General features: G+C 69.2%; 16 protein-coding genes and 1 pseudogene. 12 read left to right on the top strand and 5 right to left on the bottom strand.

Annotation, left to right across the window (positions count from 1 at the left end; translation table 11 throughout):
• Nucleotide 1 precedes the first annotated feature (1 nt).
• A complete protein-coding gene (gene mltB, locus AABN02_RS15135; RefSeq protein WP_338415759.1) occupies nt 2–1,072 on the bottom strand; it encodes a lytic murein transglycosylase B in 1,071 nt (356 codons plus the stop codon).
• Nucleotides 1,073–1,127: 55 nt separating this feature from the next.
• Here mltB and AABN02_RS15130 point away from each other — a divergent pair, with 55 nt between their 5' ends.
• The 3 genes from AABN02_RS15130 to AABN02_RS15120 all read left to right on the top strand — a co-directional run bounded on the left by AABN02_RS15130 (nt 1,128) and on the right by AABN02_RS15120 (nt 3,202).
• On the top strand, nt 1,128–1,910 hold the full coding sequence (locus AABN02_RS15130) for an enoyl-CoA hydratase (protein WP_338415758.1): 783 nt from the start codon (nt 1,128–1,130) through the stop codon (nt 1,908–1,910).
• A gap of 79 nt (nt 1,911–1,989) precedes the next feature.
• Nucleotides 1,990–2,460: a BLUF domain-containing protein gene (locus tag AABN02_RS15125; protein WP_338415757.1), complete on the top strand. Its 471-nt coding sequence runs from the start codon at nt 1,990–1,992 to the stop codon at nt 2,458–2,460.
• A 4-nt stretch (nt 2,461–2,464) separates the two neighbouring features.
• Nucleotides 2,465–3,202 (top strand): EAL domain-containing protein, encoded by a 738-nt coding sequence (locus AABN02_RS15120; protein WP_338415756.1) that lies wholly within the window; start codon nt 2,465–2,467, stop codon nt 3,200–3,202.
• Here AABN02_RS15120 and AABN02_RS15115 read toward each other — a convergent pair.
• Nucleotides 3,187–4,872 (bottom strand): electron transfer flavoprotein-ubiquinone oxidoreductase, encoded by a 1,686-nt coding sequence (locus AABN02_RS15115; RefSeq protein ID WP_338415755.1) that lies wholly within the window; start codon nt 4,870–4,872, stop codon nt 3,187–3,189. The genes AABN02_RS15120 and AABN02_RS15115 overlap by 16 nt on opposite strands.
• Nucleotides 4,873–5,173: 301 nt before the next feature.
• Here AABN02_RS15115 and AABN02_RS15110 point away from each other — a divergent pair, with 301 nt between their 5' ends.
• From AABN02_RS15110 to rmuC, 5 genes are all read left to right on the top strand, one after another.
• A complete protein-coding gene (locus tag AABN02_RS15110) occupies nt 5,174–5,641 on the top strand; it encodes a hypothetical protein (protein ID WP_338415754.1) in 468 nt (155 codons plus the stop codon).
• Between the two features lie 125 nt (nt 5,642–5,766).
• Complete coding sequence (locus AABN02_RS15105; RefSeq protein ID WP_338415753.1) at nt 5,767–6,549, top strand: SDR family oxidoreductase; 783 nt, start codon at nt 5,767–5,769, stop codon at nt 6,547–6,549.
• Nucleotides 6,550–6,571: 22 nt separating this feature from the next.
• On the top strand, nt 6,572–7,210 hold the full coding sequence (locus tag AABN02_RS15100; RefSeq protein WP_338415752.1) for a YceH family protein: 639 nt from the start codon (nt 6,572–6,574) through the stop codon (nt 7,208–7,210).
• Nucleotides 7,211–7,212: 2 nt separating this feature from the next.
• Nucleotides 7,213–7,644 carry a thioesterase family protein gene (locus tag AABN02_RS15095; protein WP_338415751.1) on the top strand — a complete coding sequence of 144 codons (432 nt, stop codon included), beginning with the start codon at nt 7,213–7,215 and terminating at the stop codon, nt 7,642–7,644.
• The gene (rmuC, locus tag AABN02_RS15090; protein WP_338415750.1) at nt 7,637–8,989 is read left to right on the top strand and encodes a DNA recombination protein RmuC; all 1,353 of its coding nucleotides are present in this window, start codon (nt 7,637–7,639) and stop codon (nt 8,987–8,989) included. Before AABN02_RS15095 ends, rmuC begins: the two co-directional genes overlap by 8 nt.
• Before the next feature lie 183 nt (nt 8,990–9,172).
• Here the strand turns inward: rmuC and mnmC are convergent, their stop codons facing one another.
• Together mnmC and AABN02_RS15080 are read right to left on the bottom strand one after the other, a co-directional pair.
• Entirely contained in the window at nt 9,173–10,840 is a 1,668-nt protein-coding gene (mnmC, locus tag AABN02_RS15085; protein ID WP_338415749.1) for an FAD-dependent 5-carboxymethylaminomethyl-2-thiouridine(34) oxidoreductase MnmC, read from the bottom strand.
• A complete protein-coding gene (locus AABN02_RS15080; RefSeq protein ID WP_338415748.1) occupies nt 10,837–11,919 on the bottom strand; it encodes a transporter in 1,083 nt (360 codons plus the stop codon). The genes mnmC and AABN02_RS15080 overlap by 4 nt, the downstream gene beginning before the upstream one ends.
• A 174-nt stretch (nt 11,920–12,093) precedes the next feature.
• Between AABN02_RS15080 and AABN02_RS15075 the strand changes: the two genes are divergently transcribed.
• The 3 genes from AABN02_RS15075 (at nt 12,094) to AABN02_RS15065 (ending at nt 15,378) form a co-directional block, all read left to right on the top strand.
• Nucleotides 12,094–12,462 (top strand): hypothetical protein, encoded by a 369-nt coding sequence (locus AABN02_RS15075; RefSeq protein ID WP_338415747.1) that lies wholly within the window; start codon nt 12,094–12,096, stop codon nt 12,460–12,462.
• Nucleotides 12,463–12,532: 70 nt separating this feature from the next.
• Complete coding sequence (locus tag AABN02_RS15070) at nt 12,533–14,110, top strand: Ppx/GppA phosphatase family protein (protein WP_338415746.1); 1,578 nt, start codon at nt 12,533–12,535, stop codon at nt 14,108–14,110.
• A gap of 38 nt (nt 14,111–14,148) precedes the next feature.
• Nucleotides 14,149–15,378, top strand: coding sequence for a DUF2252 domain-containing protein (locus AABN02_RS15065; protein WP_338415745.1), 1,230 nt, complete (start codon nt 14,149–14,151; stop codon nt 15,376–15,378).
• On the opposite strand, the gene AABN02_RS15060 is transcribed toward AABN02_RS15065, so the two are convergent.
• Entirely contained in the window at nt 15,355–15,738 is a 384-nt protein-coding gene (locus AABN02_RS15060; RefSeq protein ID WP_338415744.1) for a hypothetical protein, read from the bottom strand. The two genes, AABN02_RS15065 and AABN02_RS15060, sit on opposite strands and share 24 nt — an antisense overlap.
• A 155-nt stretch (nt 15,739–15,893) precedes the next feature.
• Here AABN02_RS15060 and AABN02_RS15055 point away from each other — a divergent pair.
• Nucleotides 15,894–16,149: pseudogene (locus tag AABN02_RS15055) on the top strand (transposase); the annotation flags it as partial.

Below are 16,149 nucleotides of genomic sequence, written 5' to 3'. Positions count from 1 at the left end.
GTTAGCGGTTGTCGGCGACGGTCTTGTGCGCGGCCAGGGATTCGGAGAGGTCGATCACGGCCATGGCGTAGTACGCGGACCAGTTGTAGCGGGTGATGACCCAGAAATTATCGGTGCCGGCGACGAAGCTGGGCGCTTCGACACCGTTGCGCAACTCCACCAGCGCGAGCTTGCCGGCGTGCTGCTGGCCGGCGGGGCTGAGCAGGGCGCCGCGTTGCGCCATGTCGGCCGCGGTGAAGCTGGGCAGGATGTCGGGGGCGAGCAGGGCCTCGCGGTCAGCGTCGGTGGTCGGCGGGAGCACGTCGTAGTGCGTGGCCATGCCCTTGACCCAGCCGTGTCCGGCCAGGTAGTTGGCCACGCTGCCGATCACGTCCGGGGTGCTGCGCTGCAGGTCGGTGCGGCCGTCGCCGTCGAAATCGATGGCGAACTTGAGCCAGGTGCTCGGCATGAACTGCGGCATCCCCAGCGCGCCGGCATACGAGCCTTTCAGGCTGAGCGGATTGATCTTGTCGCGCGAGGCGAGGGCGAACAGCGCTTCCAGCTCGTCGCGGAAGAACTCGCTGCGGTCACTGCGGCCGCGCGGGAAGTCGAAGGCCAGCGTCGCCAGTGCGTCCACCGCGCGGAAACCGCCGGTCTGGCGCCCGTAGATCGTCTCGACACCAATGATCGCGACGATGACCCGCGCCGGCACACCCCAGCGCGCTTCAGCCCGCCGCAGCCACGTCTCGTTGTCGCGCCAGAAGTTGACGCCCTCGCGCACGCGCAGCGTGTCGAGGAAGCGCGAGCGGTAGACCTTCCAGTTCTTGGCCGCCGGGCTGGCCGCGGGCATGATGAACTTGGCGACCTGGGGCTGGTAGCGGGCTTCCGACAGGGTGGTGGCGACCACGTCCTCGTCGAGTTCCGGGTGGCGCTGGACGAGGTCCTTGATGAAGGTGGTGACCTCTGGCCGGGCCTCGTAGCCAGCGGGCGGGCTGGGCACCACGGCCACGCGCGGCGCGGCCACGGTGGGCCAGAGGGGGGTCAGCAGCAGCGCGGAGCACAGGCCCGCGCGCAGGATTCGAAGGACAGACATGGCCCGATTGTCGCCGCTTTGGCACACTGTCAGAAAACACCCACCGGAGACCCCCATGACCCTTCCAGACGAACCCCTGCTGTTGCGCACCCAGGACGCCCGCGGCGTCGTGACCCTGACGCTCAACCGCCCGCAGGCCTTCAACGCGCTGTCCGAGGCGATGCTGGCTGCCTTGCAGACCGAACTGGACGCGCTGGCCGATGACAGCTCGGTGCGCTGCGTCGTGCTGGCCGCGGCCGGGCGCGCCTATTGCGCCGGCCACGATCTGAAGGAAATGCGCGCCGAGCCGAGCCTGGCCTATTACCGGGAGCTGTTCACCCGCTGCGGCAAGGTGATGTTGTCGATCCAGCGCCTGCCGGTGCCGGTGATTGCCCGGGTGCATGGGGTGGCGACCGCGGCAGGCTGCCAGCTCGTGGCGACCTGCGATCTGGCGGTGGCGGTGGACACGGCGCGCTTCGCGGTCAGCGGCGTCAACCTGGGGCTGTTCTGCTCGACACCGAGCGTGGCGCTGTCGCGCAACGTCGGGCGCAAGACGGCGTTCGAGATGCTGGTGACGGGCGAGTTCCTGTCCGCGAACGAGGCGCTCGCCAAGGGGCTGGTCAACCGTGTCGTGCCGGCCGACGCGCTGGACACGGAAGTCGAGCGCCTGGTGGCCAGCATCGTCGCCAAGCCGCGCGCCGCGGTGGCAATGGGCAAGGCGCTGTTCTATCGCCAGCTGGAGACGGGCGTCGAGGCGGCCTACCAGACGGCGGTGCAGACGATGGCCTGCAACATGATGGACGACAGCGCGCTCGAAGGCGTGCAGGCGTTCATCGACAAGCGTCCGCCCAACTGGTGACCGAACAGTCCGGCTCAAGTTGGGCTGGCCGGCGTCGATAGACCTTCATCACGGGACTATCGCTTGCTGGGATCAGTAGATGTCGGATCTGGTGCACTGCATTTATGCCAGCACAGCCACTCGGGTGCTGGGCACGGACGAACTGGCAGAGATGCTGGTGCGCGCGCGGCGCCGCAACGCGGCCCAGGGCTTGACGGGCATGTTGCTGCATGACCGGGGCAACTTTTTCCAGGTGCTGGAGGGTCCCTGCCTGGCCGTGGAGCAGATCTACGCCCGAATTGCCGACGACCCGCGCCACCACCGGGTGGTTCAGATCATCCATGAGCCGATCGCGCGCCGCAGTTTTCCCGTCTGGACGATGGGATTTGCCCGGGTCGATGGTGCCGACTATCCGGACCTGCCGGGTCTGAATGACTTTTTCGAAGCAGGCCGCACCCTGTCCGACATCGACGGGGGGCGCGCCAAGAAGCTCTTGCAGGCCTTCAGCACGGGCCGCTGGCACCGCAGGGCACAGCAGCAGGTCGAGGAGTCGGTGTCCGCTGGACGCTGAGCCCATGCTGTCGGTGCTTCCCCGGTTTTCCTACGCCTTTCAGCCGATCGTGCATGCGCCGAGCGGCGCGGTGGTGTCGTACGAGGCCTTGATCCGGGGTGCACATGGTGAACCCGCCTCCAGCGTGTTGGGCTGCGTGCCGCCGGGTGAACTGCACGATTTCGACGCCCGCGGACGCAATGTCGCGATCGCCCTGGCCGCCAGGCTGGGCATCCGCACCCAGCTCAACCTGAATTTCCTGCCGCAGAGCCTGTTCAGTGACCAGGAGGTGCTCACCCCGATGCTGGCGGCCGCGACCCGCCACGGGCTGCCGATCGACAGTCTGGTGCTGGAGGTCACCGAAGGCGAGGTGATCGACGACGTGGTCCGTTTTGCCCGGACGATCAAGGCCTACCGGGGACAGGGCCTGAAGCTGGCGATCGACGATTTTGGCGCCGGCTACAGCGGCCTGAACCTGCTGGCCGAATTCCAGCCGGACATCCTCAAACTGGACATGGCGCTGCTGCGCGGCATCGAGCGCAGCGGGCCGAGACAGGCCATCGTGCGCGCCATCCTGAGCGCCTGCATCGACCTCGGCATTGACGTCATCGCCGAAGGGGTCGAGACGGTGGACGAATACAGCTGGCTGGCCGACGAGGGGGTGGAGCTGTTCCAGGGCTACCTGTTCGGCCGCCCTGGTTTCGAGGCACTGCCCGACGCGGTGTTTCCGCCGGGCTGTGCGCCGCTTCACATGCCCGCGTAGTTCGGCCCGCCGCCGCCTTCCGGCGTGACCCAGACGATGTTCTGGGTCGGATCCTTGATGTCGCAGGTCTTGCAGTGCACGCAGTTCTGCGCGTTGATGACGAGCTTGTCGTGGCCGTTGTCGGTCTTGACGAACTCGTAGACACCCGCCGGGCAGTAGCGCGCCTCGGGGCCGGCGTACTTCGCGAGGTTGATCTCCACCGGCACGCGCGCATCCTTGAGCGTCAGGTGCGCGGGCTGGTGTTCCTCGTGGTTGGTGTTGGAGATGAACACCGAGCTGAGGCGGTCGAAGGTGATGACGCCGTCCGGCTTCGGATACTCGATCTTCTCGCACTCGGCGGCCGGGCGCAGGTAGAGGTGGTCGGCCTTCTCGCGGTGCACGGTCCACGGCGGCGAGGCGAAGCCGAGCTTGGGCAGCAGCCACTGCTCGATGCCCGTCATCAGCGAGCCGACGTACACCCCCTTCTTGAACCACTGCTTGAAGTTGCGCGACTTGTCGAGTTCGGCGTGCAGCCAGCTGGATTCGAAGGCGTCCGGATAGGCGCTCAGCTCGTCCTGCTGGCGGCCGGCGGCGAGGGCCTCGAAGGCGGCTTCGGCGGCCAACATGCCGGTCTTGATCGCGGCGTGGCTGCCCTTGATGCGCGCGGCGTTCAGATAGCCAGCGTCACAGCCGATCAGCGCGCCACCCGGGAACACCGTCTTCGGCAGGCTCAGCAGGCCGCCCGCGGTGATGGCGCGGGCCCCATAGCCGAGGCGCTTGCCACCTTCCAAGTATTGGCGGATCGAGGGATGCGTCTTCCAGCGCTGCATCTCCTCGAAGGGGCTGAGCCACGGATTCTTGTAGTCCAGCCCGGTGACAAAGCCGAGCGTGACCTTGTTGTCTTCGAGGTGGTAGAGGAAGCCGCCGCCATAGGTGTCCGTGTTCATCGGCCAGCCCGCGGTGTGGATGACCAGACCGGGCTGGTGCTTCGCCGGATCGATCTCCCACAGTTCCTTGATGCCGAGGCCGTAGCTCTGCGGGTCCTTGCCTTCGTCGAGCTTGAACTTGGCGATCAGCTGCTTGCCGAGGTGGCCGCGCGCGCCTTCGGCGAAGAGCGTGTACTTGCCGTGCAGTTCCATGCCGATCTGGAAGCTGTCGCTCGGCTCGCCGTCCTTGGCGACGCCCTGGTTGCCCGTGGCGATGCCCTTGACGCTGCCGTCGTCGTGGTAGAGCACTTCGGCGGCGGTGAAGCCGGGGAAGATCTCGACGCCCAGCGCCTCGGCCTGCTCGCCCATCCAGCGCACGACGCTGCCGAGGCTGACGATGTAGTTGCCGTGGTTGTGGAAGCAGTCGGGGATGAGCGCCTGCGGCGTCTTCGTGGCGCCGGTCTCCGACAGGAACAGCACCTCGTCGGCGGTCACGGGCTGGCTCAGCGGCGCACCGCGTTCCTTCCAGTCCGGGAACAGCTCGTTCATCGCGATCGGGTCCATCACGGCGCCCGAGAGGATGTGTGCGCCCGGCTCCGAGCCCTTCTCGATCACCACGACCGACAGCTCCTGGGCTTTCGCCGCGGCCAGCTGCTTGAGGCGGATGGCGGCGGCCAGTCCGGCGGGGCCGGCACCGACGATGACGACGTCGTACTCCATCGCGTCGCGGGGGCCGAACTGGTCGAGGATCTCCTGGGGGCTCATGGGCGTCCTTGTAATGGCGGGGTCTGGGTCTAGCGGGGCGGTCGAGATTCTAACGGCCTCCAGACAAAAAAAGAACGATCGTTCTTTTTTGACATCGTGAAACCCTGCCGTGCCTCAATGGGCACCGCCGGTGCTGTTCCAGAGATATACGGCGGAAGTCCGGCATTTCTACGGTTTGTTCAATTCGGGTGCACCTATGCTGGGCGCAACGGCTTGCAGACGGGCTCACCCGCTTAGCCGCTACTGTCTGGTCAATATGGGGTGTGTGATGCTGGGACTGCTGGTTTCCGAATTTGTGAACATGGTCGAAGCCCGTCATGGGGCGCCGATGGCCGAGGCCATCCTCTTCGGCACCGACGTGCCCTGCGGCGACGAGGATGACCTGCTCGACACCTACCCGGCCGCCCAGCTCCAGGCCTTGTTCGATGCGCTGTCGCGCCGTGTGGGCGAGACGCCACACGCGCTGCTCCAGCAGCTGGCCAGCCGGCTGATCGGCCGCATCCGGCTCGTCAATCCGGATGTCTTCGCCCGCCACGCCGACCTGTTCGGCCAGATCACCGCCAGCGGCGACGATGTCGTGCTGCGCTCCTACGAGATCGACGAGACCGAGGTCGAGGAAATCGAACTCCTGCTTGGCGAGCGCGGGCAGGCGCAGCGGCTGGTCCGCGGCCTGCTGAACGATCTGGCCCGCTATGAGCGCCGCCGGGTGCCCGTGCGCCGCCACCCCGCCGCCGCCGCCCTGGCGCATGTGCGCGCCCTGATGCGCTGAATTCGTGGCGCCCGCCGCGGCGCCGAGGTGGTGCAGCGGGGGTGACAGGACACCCGCATGGGGCGTGCTATCTTCAGGTGAAGATTTCGACCAACATCGATCCACACCGAAAGAGGAGCAATTCCATGAGCTACCCCATCGACCTGTCCGGCCGCGTGGCCCTCGTCACCGGCGCCTCCAGCGGCCTGGGGGCACAGTTCGCGCGGGTGCTGTCGCGTGCAGGCGCCGCCGTTGTGCTGGCGGGCCGGCGCACCGACCGTCTGAAGGCGCTGCGTGCCGAACTGGAGGCCGCGGACGGTGACGCCCACGTGGTCGAACTCGACGTCACCGACGTCGACAGCATCAAGTCCGCCGTGGCCCACGCCGAGACCGAGGTCGGCGTGCTCGACATCCTGATCAACAACTCCGGCGTCAGCACGACCCAGAAGCTGGTCGATGTCACCCCGGAAGATTTCGATTTCGTGTTCGACACCAATGTGCGCGGCGCCTTCTTCGTCGCGCAGGAAGTCGGCAAGCGCATGGTGGCCCGTGCCCGCGGCGCGGCACCCGGCACCTACACCGGCGGTCGCATCGTCAACATCGCCTCGATGGCCGGCCTGCGCGTGCTGAGCCAGATCGGGCCGTATGCGATGAGCAAAGCCGCGGTGATCCACATGACGCGCGCGATGGCGCTGGAGTGGGGCAAGTTCGACATCAACGTCAACGCCATCTGCCCCGGCTACATCGACACCGAGATCAACCACCACCACTGGCAGACCGACGCCGGCCAGAAGCTGATCAACATGCTGCCGCGCAAGCGCCTGGGCACACCGCAGGATCTGGACGCGGTGCTGATGATGCTGTGCGCCAACGAGAGCCGCTTCATCAACGGCGCCATCATCCAGGCCGACGACGGCTTCGGTCTCTGAAGCCGACGCAAGGACGCTGCCGATGAGACGGAACCTGACGCCGCTGGAGGCGCGCATCGTCGCGGTGCTGGTGGAGAAGGAGGCGACCGTGCGCGACTCCTATCCGCTGTCGCTCAACGCGCTGTGTGCCGGCTGCAACCAGAAGACGGCGCGCGAGCCGGTGATGACGCTGAGCGATGCCGAGGTGCTGGCTGCGATCGAGGAGCTGAAGTCGCTGAGCCTCGTCAATGAGGTCAGCGGAGCGCGGGTCGTGCGCTACGAGCATAACCTGGCGCGGGTGCTCGGTGTGCCCGGCGCGGCGGCGGCGCTGCTGACGATGCTGACGCTGCGCGGCCCGCAGACCGCGGCCGAGCTGCGCCTGCACTGCGAGCGCCTGCACCGCTTCGCCGATGTCTCGTCGGTCGAAGGCTTCCTCGACGAACTCGCCGAGAAGGACCCGCCGCGTGTGCGCAAGCTGCCGCGGGCGCCGGGTGCGCGCGAGTCGCGCTGGGCACACCTGCTGTGTGGTGACGCGGGGCTGGAGGCGGCGTCCAACGAGTCGGCATCTGGCGGTGTGGCCGATGCCGGGCTGGCCGAAGAAGTGGCCGTGTTGCGTGCCGAGGTGCTGGAGCTGCGTGGGCAGCTTGGCCGGATCGCCGCCGCACTCGGCATGGAGCTGTGACGATGCGATTCGAGATTCCCGACGAAGCCAACATGCGCTTCACCCACGAGATGGTGTTCCCGATCCGCTGGGGCGACATGGACGCGATGGGCCACGTCAACAACACCATCTACTTCCGCTACCTGGAGATCGTGCGGATCGACTGGTTCGAGCGCCTCGGTGCCCAGCCGGACCCGCGCGGCACCGGCCCGGTGATCGTCAATGCCTTCTGCAACTTCTACAAGCAGCTGGAGTTCCCGGGCGACGTGGTGGCGCGCCACTACGTGTGCAACCCGGGGCGCACCAGCTTCGACACCTACATCACGCTCGGCCGCACCGACGACCCCGGCGTGATTTACGCGGCTGGCGGCGCCAAGACGGTGTGGGTGGATTTCCCCGCGCAGAAGTCGGTGCCGCTGCCCGACGCGATCCGGGTGCTGGTCTCGGGTGACTGACCACGGCTTGCTGGTCGGCCTGCTGGTGCTGGTGGCACTGCAGGCGGTCGGGCTGCTGTGGCTGGTCTGGCGCCGACTGACCGAAGCCACCGCGCCAGCCGACGACACCGAGCGCCTGCAAGCCACCGCCGACGCCATCATCGACGCCGGCCACGCCCACAGCGAGCGGGTCGAGCGCGAACTGCGCACTGAAGTACAAGGCAGCGCCCGCGGCACCCGCCAGGAGCTGAGCGCGGCCCTGTCGCAGTTCCAGCGTCTGCTGCTGACCCAGACCGGCGAGGCCAGCCGCACCCAGTCCGAGCACCTGCGCCAGCTCACCGAGGCCAATGACCGCCGCCTCGCCGGGCTGCAGCAGTCGATGGAGCAGCGGCTCGACGCCGTGCAGCTCAGCGTCGAGCAGCGGCTGGCGAGCCTGCAGGCCGACAACGAACGCAAGCTTGAACAGATGCGCGCCACCGTGGACGAGAAGCTGCACGCCACGCTGGAGGCCCGCCTCGGCGAGAGCTTCAAGCAGGTCGCCGACCGGCTGGAGCAGGTGCACCGCGGCCTGGGCGAAATGCAGACGCTGGCGCAGGGTGTCGGCGACCTGAAGCGCGTGCTGGGCAACGTGAAGACGCGCGGGCTGCTGGGCGAGGTGCAGCTCGCGGCGCTGCTGGAGCAGGTGTTCACGGTCGAGCAGTACGCGACCAATGTCGTGACCGTGCCCGGCAGCAACGACCGGGTGGAGTTCGCGATCCGCCTGCCGGGGCGCGGCGCCGCTGGGCTGGACGCGCCGGTCTGGCTGCCGATCGACGCCAAGTTCCCGCGCGAGGACTACGAGCGACTGCTGGACGCGCAGGACCGCGCCGACAAACCCGCCGCCGAACTGGCCGCGCGGGCGCTGGAGCTGCGTGTGCGCGACGAGGCCCGCACCATCGCCGCCAAGTACCTCGCGCCGCCGCACACCACCGACTTTGCCGTGCTGTTCCTGCCGACCGAGGGCCTGTACGCCGAACTGCTGCGCCGCCCCGGCCTGAACGAGCGCCTGCAGCGCGAGCACCGCGTCACGCTGGCCGGGCCGACCACGCTGCTGGCCATGCTCAACAGCCTGCAGATGGGTTTCCGCACGCTGGCGCTGGAGCAGCGCAGCGCGGAGGTCTGGAAGATCCTCGGCGCGGTGAAGCTGGAATTTTCGCGTTTCGGCGAGGTGCTCGAAAAGACCCGCAAGAAGCTGCACGAGGCCAGCCAGACGATCGAATCGGCGGAAGTCCGGACCCGGGCGATGGCGCGCCAGCTGCGTTCCGTGGAAACGCTGGATCCGGCAGACGGGTCGCCCGCGCTGCCGAGCCGCCAACCCCCTGAATGAAGGGGTTCACCTCGGATTGCGGGGTCGGGCACCCTGTTCGGTAGCGCGCAAAGTGCTTAGGCTCAGGGTCGATTTTGTGGTCTGTCGATTTCCATTCGATGGAGGGGTTGGTCCTGATAGCTCCATCGCTTCACAAGGTGGCTCTTCGGAGCTGCCTTTTTTTTCGCCCATCCGCCCGCGGGATCAACGCGCCGGATCCAGCGCGTCCCGCAGCGCCGCCTCGACCGGAAAGGGCGCCCCGGTGATCCACGCCGCCAGAACCTGTGCGCCGAGCGCCGCGCTGGTGATGCCCCGCGACCCGAGTCCGCTGTAGACGAACAGGCCGTGCCCGGCGCCCTGGCAGCGCGGCACGTGGCGCAGCCCGTCGAGCCGGGTCCGTCCGGTTTGCCGCGCGGCGTCGAAGGCGAGGCGGTCGACGGGCGGGCCGATCAGCGGCAGCCGGTCCGGTGTGCTGGCCCGCCAGCCGACACGGCCCTCCGGCGCCAGCGTGTCCTGCGTCGCCAGATCCGGCCGGCAGATCCCGAGTTGCGCGGCGCGCGCCAGGTTGTGCCGGTGGTCGGCCAGCCGCACGGCGGCGTCCCGGTCCTCGGCCTGGCTGGTCGCGCCGGTCAGCACGCGGCCGTCCGGCAGCGTCAGGCCGTAACCCTGTCCCGACAGGGCCATCCGAGGCGGACACAGCCCCGGCGTGTCGGCGGGCAGCAGCGTCGTCTGGCCGCGCACCGCCTGCAGCCGCAGCGGCGCGGCGTGTGGCTCCAGCAGGCGGTTGACCGCGCCGGCATTCGCCAGCACGACCACCGGCGCCTGCGCCAGCACCTGCCCTTGGTGGTCCAGCGCTTGCCAATCGCCCATCGGACTGCGCCGCAGTGCCGCGACCTCGGTCTGCCCCTGGAAGCGCGCCTGTCCGGCCGACACCGCCTGCGCCAGCAGCCAGCGTGACCAGTCGCCCGGCGACAGCCAGCCGGCGTCGGCATAGAACCAGCCGCCAGTGGCCACGTCGAGGCCGGTGTGGCGGCGGGCCTCGGCGGCGGTGACCCAGCGCACATAGCTCTCCGGTAGACCGACCCGGGCGAGCTGGGCGGCGGCCTGCGTGGCGTCCAGCCGGTCTTCCAGCCGCACGAAGCCGCGCAGATCCCCCGCGACCGCGCCCGAGGCAATCGCCGGACGCGCCAGCCGGGCCGTCAGCAGCGATGCGGCGCGGAACCAGCGGGCGTGCAGGCCGTCGGGGGCGTTGAAGGTGCCGTGCATCAGGCCGCCCGGGTTGCCCGACGTTTCCTGCGCCGGTGCGGCCTGCCGGTCCAGCACGGTGGTGGACCAGCCCTGACGCGCCAGCGCCCAGGCCGCCGCACACCCGGCCAGTCCGGCGCCGATCACCAGTGCCTCGCGCGGCCCCTGGTGCGGCGGGCGAAACGCTGCCGGCTGCGGCAGCGTGAAACGCGGCGCGAAGCGGGCCTGCGTGGTGCCGGACTCCGCCGCATCCACGACAAAACCGTTGCGGGCGAGGCCGTCCCGCACCGCGGGCGCGGTCTGGGGGGTCACCAGGGTGGCTCCGGGCGCGGCCAGCCGGTTCAGCCGCCGCAGCAGGTCCGGGGTCAGCGTGACGCTGGCGTCGAGCAGGAAGCGGTCCACCTGCGCCTGCAGGCCGCGCAGGCGTGTCTCCACGTCCGCGGAGTCGCCGGGCACGCGCATCCACTGCACCCGACCGCCTGCGAGGTCCGGGCGGTCCGGGCCTTCGAGCGCGAGGACGATCAGGCGCTCGCCGCGCCAGTCGGCGTGCAGCGGGTCCAGCCGCGCGGCCGCGTCGGCGCCGGTGCGCAGGTCGAGCGTGACCCGGCGTTCGGGATCCGTGGTCATCCGCCGTCGTCCCGGCGCCGGAAGGCCACCCATCCCGCGATGATGGTGAACGCGAGCACGATGCTGACCACGATGAGGAATCCGTGCGGGTGGTCCGCCAGCGGAATGCCGCCGACGTTCATGCCCAGCAGGCCGGCGATGAGGTTGATCGGCAGCGCGAGCACCGTGACGATGGTCAGCACGAAGAGGCTGCGGTTGGTCTGTTCGTTGATCTGCGCGGCCACTTCTTCCTGCAGCAGTTTGACCCGTTCCTGCAGCGACACCATGTCGCGCAGCACCACAGAGAACTCCTCGGTCGCGTCGCGCAGGTCCTGCACGTCCAGATCGGCCATCCACCCCGGCGGGTGCTGGAGCAGCCGGAACAGCGCGGCCGGCTCCGGCAGCAGCAGCCGCTGCAGGCGCACCAGCAGCCGCCGCATCGCGCCCAGGCGCGAGCGCTTGTGGTTCAGGCGCCCGGCGAGCAGCTGGTCCTCCACGTCGTCGATCTGCAGCGTGGCCCGCCGCACCAGATCGACCAGCATGTCGGCCTGGTGGCGCAGCAGCTGCGCCAGCAGGTCGGCGGTCGAGCGCACCGGCTCGCCGTCGCGCACCGCCACGCGCAGCTGGTCGATCGAGCGCAGCGGCTTGCGGCGTCCGGTGATCAGCAGGCGTCGGTTCAGGCAGATCCACAGCGTGGCGGTGTCGGTCGGCTCGAAGAAGAAGTCGAACTGCAGGTCGTTGACCACCGCCAGCAGCACCTGCTCGACCCGCTCCACGCGGGTGGAATTCAGGCCGCCGCGCAGCGACTCGAAGAAGGCCTCGGGCAGCTCGGCGTGGTCGCGCAGCCAGCGCTCGGTGGCGTTGTTGGCGAGGTTGAAGTGCAGCCACAGCAGGCCGGTCGTGGCCGGTGCGTCCTCCGTGTCCGGATGCTCGGCCAGCCACTGCCGGGCCTGGGTCGACGAGACCGGCACGGCCAGCAGCGCGGCCTCCGCCTGCGCGGGGCCCTCTGGCTCGGCGAACTGGAAGCCCCAGATCAGTCCGGCCGGATCGCTGCCGTAGAGGGTGTCGCCTGGGAGTGCATGGGGTGGGTCGGTGGTCATCTGTCCGGTCGCTTGCAGCCCGTGTTGCCCGAAAGGCGCGAATGGCGGGAATGGCGGGAATGGCGGGGTGCCCGAGTCTGCCGCAGTTTTGTGTAGCGGTCCGGCGCCTGGCCGATCCGCGAGACTGGATCCGCACCAAATGCATATACTGTTTATACCGTTTTGGAGAACACCATGAATGCACCCGTCCCGTCCCCCGCCGCCCGCAAGCGTGCGCCCCGTTCACCCCGCGCCAAGGTGGCGGCTGTCCCGGCCGTGCCGGCGGTGGCTGTCGCGGTGCCGGCTGCACCAGTCGAGCCGGTGGCGCCTGCCGTGAAGTACAAGCTCGTCCGTGACAGCTTCACCTTCCCCGAAAACGAATACGCCCAGATCGCGCTGCTGAAGAACCGCGCGCTGACGCTGGCGCACCACGCCAAGAAGAGCGAGGTGCTGCGCGCGGGCATCGCGGCGCTGTCGGCCCTGTCCGACGAGGCGCTGCTGGCGGCGCTCCAGGCCGTGACGCCGATCAAGACCGGTCGTCCGAAGTCGGGCAAGAAGCGCTGAAGTGCACGCAGGCTCTGCTGGGTGGTGGCCTTGCCATCAAGCTGTCATCGATCCGACTTAATTTGTCGCCATGACCATCCTGGCTGCCTGCACCACTCTTCCGAGCGAACTGGATTCCGCTCACGCCCCTGATCTGGTTCCGGACAGCCAGGGCCTGCACTGGCGCGGCGTGCTCGCCGCCGTCGATCTGGGCTCCAACAGCTTCCGGCTGGAGCTGGCCCAGATCCGCGAGGGCCGCTACCAGCGCATCGCCTACCTCAAGGAGATGGTGCGTCTGGGGGGTGGCCTCGATGCCCGTGGCCGGCTGACCCCGCTGGCCACCCAGCGCGGGCTGGCCTGTCTGGCGCGATTCCGCCAGCGACTCGGCGGCCTGCCCGCCATGCAGCTGCGCGCCGTGGCGACCCAGACCCTGCGCGAAGCGGGCAACCGCGACGAGTTTCTGTCCCGCGCCGCCGAGGCGCTGGGCTATCCGATCGAGGTGATTTCCGGCCGGGAGGAGGCGCGGCTGATCTACGCCGGCGTGTCGCGCATCGAGCCGGCCACGCATCCCCGGCTGGTGATCGACATCGGTGGCCGTTCGACCGAAATCATCCTGGGCCGCAACCTCAAGCCGCAGCTCGCCGAATCGTTCCAGATCGGCAGCGTCAGCCTGTCGGAGCGCTACTTTGCCGACGGCCGCTGCACCGAACACCGCTTCCGCCAGGCCCAGATCAATGCCGAGGCCGTGCTGGAGGAATCCGTGCAGGCCTTCCGGCAGGAGCGCTGGGACGAGGCCCTCGGCTCGTCCGGCACCGCCAGTGCCGTGAGCCAGATCCTGCTGCAGTCCGGCCGCGGCGACGGGGCGATCACGCAGGACGGCCTGCGCTGGCTGCGCAAGCAGTGCGTCGCGGCCGACGCGGTCCAGGCGCTGGAGCTGCCCGGCCTGCTGGCCGAGCGCCGGGCCGTGCTGCCCGGCGGGCTGGCCATCCTGGGCGCGGTGATGAATGAATTCGGCATCGACGAGATCCGGCCGACCCGCGCCGCGCTGCGCCAGGGTGTCATCTTCGATCTGCACCAGCGCATCCAGGTGCGGCGCGAGAAGGACGGCCACAGCTGGCAGGACGAGACGGTCGGCGACCTGCAGCGCCGCTTCCAGTGCGACCGGCCGCATGCCCTGCGAGTCCAGCAGCTGGCCCAGCATCTGTTCGGGCAGATCGCTCCGGCGGCACCAGTCGTGCTGCAGCAGGAACTGGTCTGGGCCGCCCGGCTGCACGAGATCGGCATGAGCATCTCCCACCACGACCACCACCGCCACAGCGCCTACCTGCTGGCCCACATCGACGCGCCGGGCTTTTCGCAGAGCCAGCAGCGCCGACTCGCCGATCTGGTGCTGGGTCAGCGCGGCGGGCTGCGCAAGGTCGAGGCGGTGCTGGGCGATGCGGGCCGTGCGGCGCAGATCCTCGCGCTGCGCCTGGCGGTGCTGTTCTGCCATGCCCGCAACGAGCTGGGCGCCTTCCGGCCCGGCCTGGTGTGCCAGCAGGACACGGTCGTGCTGCGGCTGGACCGCGCCTGGGCCACCGAGTACCCGCGCAGCATGCACCTGCTGCGCGAGGAGGTGGCGAACTGGTCCCGCGCTGGCCACCTCACCCTGGAGCTGCAGGAGCGCTGAGCCGCTGCAGTGCCCGTTTTCATTGCCCTGGATCCTCCATGAACACCGTCAAGAAGATCCTGCGTTTCAACGAGGGCCGCGACCCGGTCCGGCTGGCCATGAAGTACCAGGCCATGCGCACCAACCCGTTCGTGTTCCTGCGCGGCAGCTGCCACCTGTTCCACGCCCGCCTGCCGGTGACGACCGAGCTGCGCAAGGCGCCGGCCGTCTGGACCTGCGGTGACCTGCACCTGGAGAACTTCGGCAGCTACAAGGGCGACAGCCGGCAGGTGCAGTTCGACATCAACGACTTCGACGAATCGCTGCTCGCACCGGCCACCTGGGATCTGGTGCGGCTGCTGACCAGCGTCGTGGTGGGGCGGCAGAGCGGGAGCCTGGGGCGGCGGGTGGGGGCGTCCTCGCGCCAGCTGTGCGAGGTCCTGCTGCAGGCCTATGTGCAGGCGCTGGTCGATGGCAAGGCGCGCTGGGTGGACCGCGACACGGCACCGCCGCCGGTGTCCGATCTGCTGCAGGCGGTGCGCGGGCGCAGCCGCCCGGAATTCCTGGACAGCCGCACGGAGCTGAAAGGGCGCCAGCGCCGCATCCGCGTCGACGGGCAGAAGGCACTGATGGCCAGCGAGGACGAGCAGGCGAAGGTCCGCGCCTTCATGGCCGGCTTTGCCAGCGAGCAGGCCAAACCGCGCTTCTTCGACGTGCTCGACGTGGCGCAGCGCATCGCCGGCACCGGCAGCCTCGGGGTGGAGCGCTACATCGTGCTCGTGCGCGGCAAGGGCTCGCCGGACGGCAACTACCTGCTGGACCTGAAGAAGGCCACGCCCTCGTCGCTGCAGGGCCACGTGCCCACCGTGCAGCCGGCGTGGCCGGACGAGGCCCACCGCATCGTGGCCATCCAGCAGCGCATGCAGGCCGCGGGCATGGCCTTCCTGCACGCGGTCCGGCTGGAGGACACGCCGTTTGTCCTGCGGGCGCTGCTGCCCAGCGAAGACCGGGTGACGCTGGCGCAAGTCGGCCGTCCCGTCGCGCGGCTCCAGCAGCTGCTGGTGGTCATGGGGCAGTGCCTGGCCTGGGCGCAGTTGCGCAGCAGCGGGCGCGGCGGCGCTGCGACGGCGGACGAACTCATCGCCTTTGGCCAGCAACTCAAGTGGCGCGTCCGCCTGATCGATCTGGCCCACGCCTGCGCCGAGGACGTGCAGGCCGACTGGGCCAGTTTTGCCGCGGCGTGCGAGGACGGGACCGTGCCGCTGTCAGGCGGGGGGCCTGGGGCCTGAGTAGCGCGGCAGCGTCATGCCCAGCGCCCACTCGGCCTGGGTCACCTCGCCGGGGCGGGTGGCGACCACCCGGTAGCCTTTCTGGAGCAGCTGCTTCAGATAGAGGCGGTTGGCCTGTCCGGCCAGCGCCACCTGCCCGACGATGGGCAGCGCCACACAGGCGAGGGCCAGCAGCCAGCAGCGGCGCATGAGCAGGGGAAACGGGCCAAACAGCAGCACGGACCTCGAATACCCGAGCGGCACCCGAAGCTTTCGCCCGGTTCCGGGGTGGCACAACAGCAACTCGTGGCTGTGGCCGGCATGGGCAGACGTGTCCGACGGGGGCGAGCCGGGCGGGGTGGGCGGTGCGGCAGTGGACATTGGGTCAGCGGGTCACTGGTGAACGTGGAAAACCGGGCCATGCTGCCTGACCCGGACGAAGCGACAAGCCCCGGGGTTCAGCCCGGGGTCGAGTGTTCAAGCCGGGACGGCTTGTCAACCGACATGTATGGAAATACAGTTGTCGGATGGAAGCCGTGAAGACTCTCAAGCTGCGCATCAAGGACAAGCACGCTGGCGTGCTGTCCTTGATGGCGCGTGAGGTGAACTTCGTGTGGAACTACTGCAACGAGACGAGTTCGCGTGCGATCTGGGAGCGGCGCGAGTGGCTGAGCGGGTTCGACCTGCAGAGGCTCACGGCGGGGTACTCGAAATGCGAGGGCGTGCGGGTGGGCAGCGCGACGGTGCAGCTCGTCTGTGAGGAGTACGCCGCCCGGCGCAAGCAGTTCAAGA

The sequence above is a fragment of the uncultured Sphaerotilus sp. genome (assembly GCF_963924895.1).
GTDB lineage: Bacteria > Pseudomonadota > Gammaproteobacteria > Burkholderiales > Burkholderiaceae_C > Sphaerotilus.
Note: the sequence above shows the minus strand (reverse complement) of the source record. Positions and strands in the feature narration are given on the sequence as shown.

What these genes read in the sequence shown, in the direction of transcription:
- mltB (WP_338415759.1), bottom strand. Translation starts at nt 1,072, where the DNA reads ATGTCTGTCCTTCGAATCCTGCGCGCGGGCCTGTGCTCCGCGCTGCTG.
- AABN02_RS15065 (WP_338415745.1), top strand. Translation starts at nt 14,149, where the DNA reads ATGAACACCGTCAAGAAGATCCTGCGTTTCAACGAGGGCCGCGACCCG.
- AABN02_RS15080 (WP_338415748.1), bottom strand. Translation starts at nt 11,919, where the DNA reads ATGACCACCGACCCACCCCATGCACTCCCAGGCGACACCCTCTACGGC.
- AABN02_RS15075 (WP_338415747.1), top strand. Translation starts at nt 12,094, where the DNA reads ATGAATGCACCCGTCCCGTCCCCCGCCGCCCGCAAGCGTGCGCCCCGT.
- AABN02_RS15130 (WP_338415758.1), top strand. Translation starts at nt 1,128, where the DNA reads ATGACCCTTCCAGACGAACCCCTGCTGTTGCGCACCCAGGACGCCCGC.
- AABN02_RS15125 (WP_338415757.1), top strand. Translation starts at nt 1,990, where the DNA reads ATGTCGGATCTGGTGCACTGCATTTATGCCAGCACAGCCACTCGGGTG.
- AABN02_RS15115 (WP_338415755.1), bottom strand. Translation starts at nt 4,872, where the DNA reads ATGAGCCCCCAGGAGATCCTCGACCAGTTCGGCCCCCGCGACGCGATG.
- AABN02_RS15100 (WP_338415752.1), top strand. Translation starts at nt 6,572, where the DNA reads ATGAGACGGAACCTGACGCCGCTGGAGGCGCGCATCGTCGCGGTGCTG.
- AABN02_RS15095 (WP_338415751.1), top strand. Translation starts at nt 7,213, where the DNA reads ATGCGATTCGAGATTCCCGACGAAGCCAACATGCGCTTCACCCACGAG.
- AABN02_RS15070 (WP_338415746.1), top strand. Translation starts at nt 12,533, where the DNA reads ATGACCATCCTGGCTGCCTGCACCACTCTTCCGAGCGAACTGGATTCC.
- AABN02_RS15120 (WP_338415756.1), top strand. Translation starts at nt 2,465, where the DNA reads ATGCTGTCGGTGCTTCCCCGGTTTTCCTACGCCTTTCAGCCGATCGTG.
- AABN02_RS15105 (WP_338415753.1), top strand. Translation starts at nt 5,767, where the DNA reads ATGAGCTACCCCATCGACCTGTCCGGCCGCGTGGCCCTCGTCACCGGC.
- AABN02_RS15060 (WP_338415744.1), bottom strand. Translation starts at nt 15,738, where the DNA reads ATGTCCACTGCCGCACCGCCCACCCCGCCCGGCTCGCCCCCGTCGGAC.
- AABN02_RS15110 (WP_338415754.1), top strand. Translation starts at nt 5,174, where the DNA reads ATGGTCGAAGCCCGTCATGGGGCGCCGATGGCCGAGGCCATCCTCTTC.
- mnmC (WP_338415749.1), bottom strand. Translation starts at nt 10,840, where the DNA reads ATGACCACGGATCCCGAACGCCGGGTCACGCTCGACCTGCGCACCGGC.